9 protein-coding genes and 1 pseudogene are annotated in these 11574 nt (G+C 57.8%); 8 read left to right on the forward strand and 2 right to left on the reverse strand.

The window, feature by feature from the left end; translation table 11 throughout:
* The first annotated feature begins 80 nt into the window (after positions 1-80).
* From E5X88_RS32700 to E5X88_RS32715, 4 genes are all read left to right on the forward strand, one after another.
* Entirely contained in the window at positions 81-1409 is a 1329-nt protein-coding gene (locus tag E5X88_RS32700) for a DNA methyltransferase (RefSeq protein ID WP_292168330.1), read from the forward strand.
* A complete protein-coding gene (locus tag E5X88_RS32705; RefSeq protein ID WP_292168331.1) occupies positions 1399-1878 on the forward strand; it encodes a DUF5681 domain-containing protein in 480 nt (159 codons plus the stop codon). The genes E5X88_RS32700 and E5X88_RS32705 overlap by 11 nt, the downstream gene beginning before the upstream one ends.
* 92 nt (positions 1879-1970) lie before the next feature.
* Positions 1971-2366, forward strand: a complete 396-nt coding sequence (locus E5X88_RS32710) for a hypothetical protein (RefSeq protein WP_292168332.1) — start codon at positions 1971-1973, stop codon at positions 2364-2366.
* 866 nt (positions 2367-3232) lie between these two features.
* Positions 3233-3520 (forward strand): hypothetical protein, encoded by a 288-nt coding sequence (locus E5X88_RS32715; RefSeq protein WP_292168333.1) that lies wholly within the window; start codon positions 3233-3235, stop codon positions 3518-3520.
* A 348-nt stretch (positions 3521-3868) separates the two neighbouring features.
* Here the strand turns inward: E5X88_RS32715 and E5X88_RS32720 are convergent, their stop codons facing one another.
* A complete protein-coding gene (locus tag E5X88_RS32720) occupies positions 3869-5536 on the reverse strand; it encodes a hypothetical protein (RefSeq protein ID WP_292168334.1) in 1668 nt (555 codons plus the stop codon).
* Positions 5537-6310: 774 nt separating this feature from the next.
* On the opposite strand from E5X88_RS32720, the gene E5X88_RS32730 reads away from it, so the two are divergent.
* The 4 genes and pseudogenes from E5X88_RS32730 to E5X88_RS32745 all read left to right on the forward strand — a co-directional run bounded on the left by E5X88_RS32730 (position 6311) and on the right by E5X88_RS32745 (position 10212).
* Positions 6311-7093 (forward strand): transporter, encoded by a 783-nt coding sequence (locus tag E5X88_RS32730; RefSeq protein ID WP_292168336.1) that lies wholly within the window; start codon positions 6311-6313, stop codon positions 7091-7093.
* Positions 7094-7214: 121 nt separating this feature from the next.
* Positions 7215-8087, forward strand: coding sequence for a hypothetical protein (locus E5X88_RS32735; RefSeq protein WP_292168337.1), 873 nt, complete (start codon positions 7215-7217; stop codon positions 8085-8087).
* Positions 8088-8304: 217 nt separating this feature from the next.
* Positions 8305-9554, forward strand: a pseudogene (locus tag E5X88_RS32740) (alpha/beta hydrolase).
* Between the two features lie 241 nt (positions 9555-9795).
* Positions 9796-10212: a hypothetical protein gene (locus tag E5X88_RS32745; RefSeq protein ID WP_292168338.1), complete on the forward strand. Its 417-nt coding sequence runs from the start codon at positions 9796-9798 to the stop codon at positions 10210-10212.
* A 387-nt stretch (positions 10213-10599) separates the two neighbouring features.
* Here E5X88_RS32745 and E5X88_RS32750 read toward each other — a convergent pair whose 3' ends face one another.
* Positions 10600-11127, reverse strand: coding sequence for a hypothetical protein (locus tag E5X88_RS32750; protein ID WP_366664839.1), 528 nt, complete (start codon positions 11125-11127; stop codon positions 10600-10602).
* Positions 11128-11574 lie beyond the last annotated feature (447 nt).

Raw genomic sequence — 11574 nt, forward strand, 5'->3', positions numbered from 1 at the left:
CCCCCCTTGTCTCCATTTCCGCTTCTATCGTGCAATCAGCTTAGCGGGATGAAATAGAGATGAATTCTCCATCGATCGAAATGCTGCCGGTCGCGTCTCTCAGACCCTATGCCAGCAACGCTCGGACACACTCCAAAAAGCAGGTTCGGCAGATCGCCGAAAGCATCTCGCGCTTCGGCTTTACCAACCCGGTTTTGGTGAGCGACAGCGGCGAGATCATCGCCGGGCACGGACGGGTGATGGCGGCAAGGGAACTGGGTATTGCCGCCGTACCGACGCTGCGGCTTTCCCATCTCAGCGCCGAGGAGAGACGTGCCTACGTTCTTGCCGATAACAAGCTTGCATTGAACGCGGGATGGGACACTGAGATCCTGGCGATCGAGCTTCAGGCGCTCATCGACATCGAGTTCGATGCCACGTTGACTGGGTTTTCTCTCGCCGAGATTGACCTGACGCTTGATCAGGCAAGTCAGGCATCGGCTGCCGCCGGAGATGATCGAGCAGATCTCATTCCAGAGCCTCCCGTCGAACCTGTTTCAAGGCAGGGCGATGTTTGGCTGCTCGGCCGCCATCGCCTGCTCTGCGACGACGCTCGATCGGCCGACGATGTTGCTCGGCTGATGAATGGGGAAGAGGCAGATCTGATATTCACAGATCCCCCCTACAACGTTGCCATTGACGGCAATGTTGGCGGCCTCGGCTCTGTCCGGCATCGCGAGTTCGCGTTCGCTTCGGGCGAGATGAGCCGCACCGAATTCACTCAGTTTCTGACGGTAACGCTCTCAAATGCCTCTCGTGTGGCCAAGGACGGTGCCATCGCTTTTGTCTGCATGGACTGGCGCCATATGGGTGAGCTTCTCGATGCTGGTGAAGCGGCGTTCACTGAGCTGAAGAACCTTTGCGTCTGGAACAAGTCGAATGGCGGCATGGGCAGTTTCTACCGTTCGAAGCATGAGCTGGTGTTCGTTTTCAAGATCGGCACCACCAATAGCTTTGGCCTTGGCGAGACAGGTCGATATCGAACGAACGTCTGGGACTATGCCGGCATCAGCAGCCTGGGTGCCAATCGCATGGACGAACTCGCCATGCATCCGACGGTAAAGCCAGTCGCGCTGGTGGCCGATGCGATCAAGGACTGCTCACGCCGCAACGAGATCGTGCTCGACCTGTTTGGCGGATCCGGCAGTACGCTGATCGCCGCGGAGAGCTGCGGACGACAGGCCAGGCTCATCGAATATGATCCGGCCTATTGCGACACCATCGTTACACGCTGGCAGACCTACACTGGGAAGGGAGCTATGCTCGCTGATGGAAATAGCCCGTTCGAGGCTGTCGGGGAAATGCGAAGAGGGTGGCCCAATTCCGGCAATGGCCAAATCTCAGGGCGGAGGCAAGCCAATGTCGGGTGAGGGCGATAGCAACGAAGACATTAAGGGGCAGGTTCTGTTTGGGACCGGCTATGGCAAACCACCCATGGCGACGCGCTTCCAGAAGGGAATGCCGTCGCCCAACCCAAATGGAAGGCCAAGAAAGGCGGCTGCGGATTTGACGCTCTCGGAGCAACCTATGCTGAGTGCCGCGCTGAAAGGCGCCAACAAAAAGATCGCAGTGCGTGAGGGCGGTAAGACAACTGAAATTCCTGCTCGGGAAGCGATTGTTCAGACGGTGATCCTTAATGCGCTCAAGGGTAACGCCCGCTCTCAGGGCCTTGCTATGGATCTGTTCAGAACCGCTGACGAGGCCAACGCGCGAGAAATCCGACAGCGCGATGAAATCTGGGAAAGGTTCAAGACGCAAACGACTGCTGAGCTGCAGACGCGAAGCAGCGAGGTAAACCAGAACCAAGAATCCTACCGCACCCAGATGATGTCGTCATAGACTCGAGAACTGGGCCAAAATTCCTCGGTCCGCTTGATGAAGACGAGCAGCAGGAACTGGAGAGGACACTACAACTGCGCGAGGTCCTCATTATGCAGGACGCACTTGATCAGCGATCGAGTTTCAGGGCGGACGGAACGCTGTTCGATGACCCAGGCGCGGCAATGCTTCTGGCAATGCTTGCCGAGAAGGGCATTCCACCTCGTCTGCGGCTTTCGGAGTTGGAGTGGGTTCACAAGCAGTTCCAGTACGAGGGTATGTCAAAGCGGAACTTGCTCAAGCTGCTGTTCACCGCCTGGCGCAAGGTCGGCTGTCCGCGTCCGCGGGGCTACCTGTCTCTCAACCTGCAATTGGTCAAAGAATGGTTCGAGGATTTCGGCGCACTGCGACTGGAGGTGGAAGCCGGGAATCTCGACCTCGACGCGATGGTACGAGGCGAGTTCAACGAGGCAGCATTGAATTTCATGGATAAGAGAGGGCTGCATTGAACAGCCCATTCAGGGGCTTTGAAATTCCGGACATAGTTTCCGAACGAGAGTGGCTGTTTGGTGGCGCATCGGTGTCCGATGTGACACGCTGCTACCAGCTAAAGCCAAGGGAGCTTGACTTATCCGCTCCGACCAGGCTGTGCAACCCAAACCAGCGAAGCCCGGCCGGGAGCTGACTATCACATTTCTAACTTGCTGGCGATGTCGCATCTCTAAATCGCTTTGACGCGACGGCGGCAACGCGCTGCAACTCAGCCGTTGCGACCGGTTTCGCCACATCCCATAAGCAGACGTGGGATCCGTGCCATACTAAAGTCATCGTGGCACCAAAGAAGTGCTGCCGTCAAAATTGCTATTCCCCGAGCTGAGTCAACCACAGCACCTCCGGCACCCGACGACCAGTGCGGTTTCAGTCATCTACCGGGTTACAGAAGGCCTCTACCCATCTGTTCAGCGCCTCGCGGGATGCCTGCGTTGTTCGGACCCCGATCGCCTCATTTGCGGGATACGAAGCTCAAGCCAAAGCCGAATAAATTGCCGAGCAACTGTGGCTGACCGGGCACAAGGCAACGAAGCTCGGGGCGAGAAGGCCGACGAAGACGAGCGCGCCTGTGCAGAGCTGGACGAACCCACACCAATTTCAGCCCAACCGTGGTCCGAGCCAAGAAGATCAGCCGCCGTGGTTTCACCTGCAATGCGGTCGAAGGGAGCATTCGCATTTGGCGAACTGCTTGGCTGGCTGAGCCAACTACTTCGTATACTTGAAGCAGATATTGTCCGGTAATACTCTCCCCAAGGTGGGGATTGAGCCGTGCGTCTTCCGAAAGAAAAAGTGGCCGGATACAGACGGCAGTCGGGGCATCTTGATGTTCGCTCAACTCATGAGCGAGATGCTGACGCCAACGACCTTTGAGAGCTTCCGTGTTTATTCGCTGGATACAACCGCCCGCGTTGATGAGGCCCTTGATCTGATTGCCGACGTAGAGGACCAGCGGGTGCCGCATGCCGTCCTTGACCCCGTTATCGAGGAAATGAAGTGGTCTTTTGCGAAGGATCCCGCGGCGCCGAGCCTTGCAGCCGACGAGATAGAGTCTTTATCACTCTGCTCGGCACGAGCTTTTCGCTGGATGATTTTGCATCTCACCTGTGGCTGATCGAAAAGCTGATTGCCGAGAAATACAAGGAGACCCTTGGGTGACTGTTGCTGGAGTTGTTTGATCAGCCGAGGCAGCGGATGGATTACCGCAAGCTGGTGAGCTTCTATTGCTCCACCTCGTGAACCTTGGCTACGAGCGCAACCACATCCGTCACGTCGTAGATGAAACCTTCTTCGAGAAGACGGTTGTGCGTCGGCGTGGCCCGCGACCTCGGCAACTACCTGCGAAGCCTGGACTTCAATACAGCAAAGGCCTCGTTGGCCTCGATGATGTTGGCGATCCGCCAACGGCGCGTCACCTCGGCGACGACGGGATGCGGTTCGGCAGAGTTTACGTCCGCCCGGCTCAGTCCTTGAATGCGAGCCCGGCCTTTTTGAGCGAGCCGAGGAAGAAATCGACATCCTCTGGTCGAATGATCCGCACCGCGACCTCCTGCCGGAGATTCTTGATCAAGCCTGGCGCGTTATCTTCAAGCCAGACACGTTCGCGCCGGGCGTCCGCTTCATATCCGCCCTCGCCAAAAATCGCGGCCGCGATGGTGTGATAGTTGGCATTGCCGGGAACCGTTGCTTTCCTGATCCACATGGCTGCCTGCGGATAATCGCCGCGAAAATAGGCGCAAAGGGCAAGCGCGGTCTCGTAATAGGCCAAGGGACCCGGATTGCGCGTGCGAGCTTCCGCGACGAGCGGGCAGCCGTCGTCCCAGCCTCCTGAAAGCGCCAGCCGATATCCGTACTCGCCCATCAGTTCGGTATCGTTGGGGTTGATGTTCAAGGCACGTTTGCCCACGGACAGCGCCGCCTCGATCTCTTTGCTGAAATAGAGCGCGAACATTTCCGCCTGCAGGCCGCGGATGTTGAGCGGGTCCAGTTCCACGGCCCGCCTGGCCGCGGCAAGAGCGCGAGCGATCGAAGCCGAAGTCGCGGCTTCGTCGGAAGGATAGAGGAATCGGATCTCGTCGATATAGGCCTGCGACAGCAGACCCCAGGCCGTGGCGTAGCCCGGGAAACGTTCAACGGCCTTCTCCAGGCAACCGCGCACCGCTGGAAGTTCCTTTTGGTCGAGCTTTGCCCGGTATGCGTAGAAGGAAAGCGTGCAGGAATAGGCAGCCCAATCGTCGGGAGGATTCGAGACGTGGAGCGAGGCGTCGGCCTGAAAGATCACGCCATATGTCTGGGCCAGGCTCGTCGCCACTTTCTGTGCGATATTCGCTTCGGTCTCGAGAAGCGCCGCGACTTTCATTTCTCCGTCATAACTGTCCGCCCACAGGACGGAGCCGTCCGCGCGGTTTATGAACCTGATCCGAAGCCGGAAGGCTTCGGCCGACAGGTGGACGCTTCCCGCAAGAACAAAGCGCGATGGCGCGACCGAATTTTCGGAAGACTGGACGACGATGACATCCTTGAACTTAGAGAGTTGCCCGACAATTTCCTGTGTCAATCCGCTCGCAATCGCCCTGGAGGCTTCCGTTCCTGAAAGATCGTCAAACGTCTCGACCAGCAGTCGCGGAATCTCAGGCGAAGTTGGGCGGACGCCGCCGCTCGCCAATCCCAACGCCAGAACAGCCAATGCCGCGACGGTAGCCGCGAGAGCTACCGTCAGCCATGATGCCCTCATCCATCGAGGAGGGGTCGGGACTTTCTCTGCCCAGTTAACCGGCAAGGCCGGCACAACGGTCTCAGGCGGCGATCGCGCCGAGAACGTTGGAACGTAACCGCCCTTCGGAATCGTGATGAGAATTGGATCGTCGTGTCCGGCAGTCAGGTAGTAGCGCTCGAGCCCGCGCCGGAGGTGGCCAGCCTCGATGCGGACAATCGGATCCGTCTGCGGGTCGAAAGACATATCGCGGCCGAACACTTCGACTGCGATCGAATAGGCCTTGATACGATCACCGCGCCCCTCCAACGTTTCCTCCACCACATGGCTGAGGAAGCGGCGTTCGCGACCGGTTGCATCGAAGTCCGCGCTGTTGAGGATCAGGGCAAGCTGGGCACGACAATCCTCTGAGGCCAACCTATGCCCCCTCCCTGCGGCTGGCTCCGCCCGGATCACCTTGATTCCCTCGCCTGACGTTCTGGGGTGACTACTCCCAGTTATATTTCTTTTTTTCGCCGGTCACCTCTCGCTGCGCAATTTTACATGCGCGAGCTAATTCCTGCAATACTCCTGGTAGTAGTCTGAACGGATAACATCCGGATGAAGGCGACGATTTGTGCGATGCAGCGGCAGATGACAACCGATCAACAGATAGGCGACGTCACCGGCAGCGCAGTTTGCATTTGCGATTCTGTAGGCTTGGTGCCCACCGAACTCGCTACGGGATGTTCAGAAATTACCCTGTCGCCCACGTAACTTACATTCCGCAGCCGCCTCCATGCGATAGGCTACGGCGGTTTCGGGAAAATACGAACTTGCGACAATGAGGATGGACGGCGAACCGGCTGATAGACAAAGAGCGGTCTCGGCGGCAGTCCGTCGGTTCCCGCAGTTTGAACTGGCGATCCATCGGCTGATGAACCGAAGTGAGGGCTTTCGGGATATGTGCGAGGAACTTGCAGAAGCGGAACTCGCACTCTCGAGGATCGACAACGTCCCGCTGGCATCGCGCGAGTCTAGACGAGCCGAATGGCAGGAGCTGGTGGATCGGTTGGTTGGGGAAGTCGGAGCCGTGCTGTACGCGGACGCCACCCGGAAATCGCGTGCCATTCCGTGGCCGCCACGGTGAGCGGCCGGAACTAAGCGGAGGCTGGCTTGGAATTTCTGTCTGGCAATCGACCTCTACAAACTATGGCAGCCGTGCTCCCGGGCCTGCTTGTCGTCACGGCCGCGTGGGCCCAGGATAACACCCAGGATCTCGCCAAGAAGCTATCCAATCCGATCGCCTCGCTGATTAGCGTGCCGTTCCAGTTCAACTATGACAGCGGCTATGGACCGAACGACGGTGACAAAGCCTATGTCAATGTGCAGCCGGTCATCCCGATCACGCTCAACGACAACTGGAACCTGATATCGCGTACCATCTTGCCGATTGCCTGGCAGCACGACATTGCAGGACCATCCGGCGACCAGTCCGGGCTCGGCGACATAACCCAAAGCCTGTTCTTCTCGCCTTCCCAACCCACGGCGAACGGGATCATCTGGGGTGTCGGCCCGGTGTTTTTGTTGCCCACTGCGACTGACGAGTTGCTTGGCGGAAAAAAATGGGGAGCGGGACCGACCGGCGTCGTCTTGAAGCAATTCGATGGGTGGACGGTCGGCATGCTGGCCAACCACATTTGGTCATTTGCAGGCGACAGCGACCGCAGCGATATAAATTCCACTTTCCTGCAGCCCTTCGTCTCTTACACGACGAAGGATGCCTGGACCTTCACGCTCAATACCGAGAGCGTCTACAATTGGGAAGCGCATCAATGGTCGGTCCCGATCAACGTCCAGGTCTCGAAGCTGGTTGTGATCGACAAGCAGCCAATCAGCCTCTTCGCCGGTGTGCGGTATTGGGCGGTAAGCCCCGATAGCGGACCCGACGGCTTCGGATTCCGCACGGGAATTGCCCTGCTGTTCCCGAAGTAGACCCATAACTGTCTGCCCGTGACAGCCACGAACAAATGAACCGCTGTCGACATGAAAAACGATCAAAATCCGATATCCATTAGCTGAGCAGCACGAATACATATATGTTGTCACTGCGGGCGTGCAGGATGATCGCATCGGACATGAAGTAAAAGGCGGAATTAGAGGGGACTTCGATATGGGAATCATCCGAGCTCTCGTGTTGGCTTCGGCGGGAATAGCGGCAGCGCTGTTTGCGGTGCCGGCGATCGCCGCGGACGCTGCGACGCAACTTCCTGAAGCCGCACCCGCGCCTGCTGAAGCCGCGCCCGCGCCGGTCTGGACCTTCACCGCAGAGCCCTATTTCTGGATGGCAGGCATGAACGGCAGGGTCGGCGTCAGGGGCCTGTCGCCGGCGGATATCGATGTCGATTTCAGCCAGATTTTCGACCACATCGATTGGTCTCCCCCGCCGGTCATGCTTGCCGGCGAGGCGCGCAATGGCCGCTACGCTCTTTTCACCGACTTCATCTACCTGGGACTCGAGGCCGATGGCACGTCGGCCGGCCCGTTGGCTCTTTCGGCCGAAGTGAACATGAACACGGTGGTGTGGACCTTCGGCGGCTCCTATCGGGTCGTCGACAATGGCACCGCGACCTTGGACGTTCTGGCCGGCGGACGGCTCTGGTACCTGGATGCGGATTTGACCGTTACTGGCCCTCTCGCCACGAATGAAGCCAGCGGCAGTAAGACGTGGGTCGACCCCCTGATTGGCGTGGCCGGCGATGTTGCTCTCGGCAACGGATTCGGGCTCCATGGCGAGGCGGATATCGGTGGCTTCGGTGTTGGCGCCGACATCGATTGGCAAGTTCAGGGCACGCTTCAATACCGGTACAGTGATTCGGTCACGCTGGAAGCGGGCTATCGCTACCTTGCCGTAGACTACGACGACGACGGATTCGTGTTTGACATAGCAATGCAGGGACCAATCATCGGCGCCAGATTTCGGTTCTGATCGGGTCTGAGCCGGGGGGTCAAATAGATCATGGCCGCGTGTCTGAGTAATCGCATCGCGAAGTTCGCGCTAGCAGTACAGTGCTGATCGTTTTCGCTCCTAGTTGCGGGGCGGCATCGCGATCCGAGGACGCTTTGGGACGACTTCGAAACAGGAGGAGAGTTTGGGGAACTGTTTCGTGAGCCTGTCCAAGGTCAGGCGTATCAGCAACGTTTTGTTGGCGTCGGCGTTGGTTGGCCTGCTTTGGGGGTGCGCGTCCCGTCCGACGAATGTGCTGCTGCCCGTGGCCGATACCTCCCCTTCCTCCAGCAAGGTGGAGATGCTGGTCGCAACGACCCGCAGTCGTTCCTCCAATCCGGCACAAATGTATACGGGCGAGCGCGGACTGGCTCCCTCGTTCGCCGAAATTACGGTGTCGATCCCTCCGGCATCGGTCCGCAAGGTTGGAGAGGTCGCATGGCCCAAGAAGCTGCCATCGAACCCGGCGACTGATTTCGCGGTTGTGAAGGCCGAAGAAATAACACGGGAAACCGCGAAGGGGTGGCTGAGCGCCTCTGTCAGGAAGAGCCCGGACCGCAGCGTCCTCGTCTTCATTCATGGGTTCAACAATCGTTTCGAAGACGCGGTCTACCGCTTTGCGCAGATCGCAAAGGATACGGGCACAAACAGCGTTCCGATTCTGGTCACATGGCCGTCCCGAGGCAGCGCGCTGGCGTATGGCTACGATCGTGAAAGCACCAACTACACGCGAAATGCCCTCGAACTGCTGTTCCAATATCTGGCACGCGATCCTGAAATCAAGGAAGTTTCGATCCTCGCCCATTCGATGGGCAACTGGCTTGCGTTGGAAGGCTTGCGCCAGATGGCCATCCGCAATGGCGGCCTTCCGGCGAAGTTCAAAAACGTCATGCTGGCCGCGCCCGACGTCGATGTCGACGTGTTCCGCACTCAGATTGCCGACATGGCAAACAGCACCCGCAGTTCACCCTCTTTGTCTCGCAGGACGATCGCGCGCTCAAAGTTTCGCGACGGGTCTGGGGCAATATCCCCCGGCTCGGATCGATTGATCCGGAACAAGCTCCATACAAGGAAGAACTCGAGAGCAACAATATTACCGTCATCGATCTGACGAAAGTCAAATCCGGAGATCGTTTGCATCACGGCAAGTTCGCGTCGTCACCGCAGATCGTGCAACTGATTGGGACGCGTATGGCCGGCGGCCAGACGTTGACCGACAACAGGATAGGCCTGGGCGATACGATCATTCACGCAACGACCGGTGCGGCGGCAGCGGCGGGCAGCGCGGCAGGACTGGTGATTGCGGCACCTGTTGCAGCGGTCGATCAAAACAGCAGAGAAAATTTGAGCAATCACATCGGTGCCTTGACGGGGTCCGAGACCAGCCAGAAATCGAGTGCTGGTAACAAGAATTGCGCCCTGCCAGGACCATCCGCGAAGAAGTGCTAGACATAGTGCTTTGAAGGGCACCCAGATCTATGTCGCCGGACGGCAAAACTGGGAGACAACGCGATGAAACTCAGTTCGACACTATTTCAAAATAGGTTCGGCGCCAGCTCTGGGGCTTCCGGCATTTGGCTCCAAAAGCGCGCAGGCTGCTGAAATAACCGAGGCTGAAGGCCGCGTCATCGCCAAGGAGGCCTACGACAAAGCAATCGAGATGCCCGATCAACGAAGGGAAAGTCAACAAATGAACGCGGCACGAAAGTTATTCCTCATCGTGATTGCGGTGATCGAGACGCCGACAGGTTTCGCTCTTCTTTTGCTGCCTTCCGTTCCATTTGCTCTCCTGCTTGGATTGGAAAGCGACACGGTTGAAGCAATTTTTGTCGGCCGCATCGCGGGCGCTACGCTGCTTGCTATAGGTGTCGCAAGCTGGATGGCGAGAAAAGACAAGTTAAATCCTTCACTATTCGGATTGCTTATTGGCATTCTGATTTACAATACGGCCGTATCAATTCTCCTCGTGTACGCGGGTGCGGTCCTAAAGATGACCGGCGTCATGCTTTGGCCCATGGCTGCATTTCACGCACTTCTTGCCGTCTGGAGTTGTCTGCTTCTACGTGGCGTTCCGGGCGAACTCCGCCGACAAATCGGTGGCAATTGAGGGGTCCCTGAAAATAGGACAACGTCACGCTGCTTGTGGCATATCGCGTGATTTCGCTGCGATGCCGGCCGGCTAAGGAAACGCTGTTTTGCGTAGATTGTCATTGAGGTAGGCGGATCGTGCGCCGTCTGCCAGGATAGCAAGGCCCTCAAACATGCGACAACGTTCTCTTTCCGGCGCGAATGCTTGGAATGGCTCGATATTTTCTGAAAAAGTCCGCGACTAATTCAAGTAAGACACTTGCCGCGACCGCGCGCCCGGCGGACCATAGTGCTCCGCGCCACCCAAGAAATACACCGCGCCCGGTGCCCGATTAAGCGTCGGGTGGTTTCAAACGCCAACCTCGCGTTCCGGACCCATGAAGGCAAATGAGTGGTCAGAGCGAGGTCACTGCGTGAGGCACTTGTGGCCCATTGCCATTGCCTTGTAAGTCCCCTTCAGATCGACGACAAAGGCCCCCCTGGTTTCCGGAAACACGGTCATTTTATATTTCTTCGCTACGTCGCGCTTGAACTTCGGGTCATCTGTCAAGATGTAGCCGCCAGAGTATCCACCCTTGAGTTCGCCGCTCGTGCTAGTGGCCACGCCACGATAGAGATGGCCGTCAATGGAGACGAAGATGTCCGACTTGGTCCCGTTCTGAAGGCCGATATCCTCTTTCGTGAACACGCCAAGATACCCGACCTCCCGATTTGCGGTAACACCCATTTGCACCGCACTTGGGCCATCTGAGTGCACGATCAAGCAATCTCCGCGAGTTTGATTGGCGTAGACGGTCCAGCCCTCGACGTCGTCCCCGTATCGGACAAGCACATCGCTGGCCTTGGGAAGGGGGTTTTGATCTTGTGCGTAGGCTGCCATCGCAGACGAAAGTGCTACTGACGTTGCCGCGATGAGTGTCATGAATTTTCGCATTGATATTCCCCTTTGTGTGCAGGCTAAATTGTTTCTGGCTATGGGCGCCCTATTCGATTGCTCAGAGGCTGCTGTCCTCTTGCGGGGCGAGGCGATATTACGCGCTGTGAGTGACCTTGGCCGATCGGCTCACGTCAGGGAACGTAAATAACTGTAACCTACGGGCTAATGCTGGCCAGCGCACTGCGGACCGTTCAGTCCTCGACGCCATCGACAAATGGCGGCTGGCACACATACGAACGCCGCCTAAAGTCTTGCCATCCGACTATGTTCGTCAGAACGTCCGCAACGACGGCATGATGTCCGGTTTGACCCGATATTGTTGAAAAAGTCCGACGCACCGAAAAGTCGGCGCCGACCATAGAATCCCGTTCCATGGCAGCGCTTCTTAAGGAATCTGGAGGCTTCTGTGAGGTCCGCATGCTCAACGGAGCACACCCGCTAGTC

Source organism: Mesorhizobium sp. (genome assembly GCF_004962245.1).
In the GTDB taxonomy this organism is placed as follows: domain Bacteria; phylum Pseudomonadota; class Alphaproteobacteria; order Rhizobiales; family Rhizobiaceae; genus Mesorhizobium.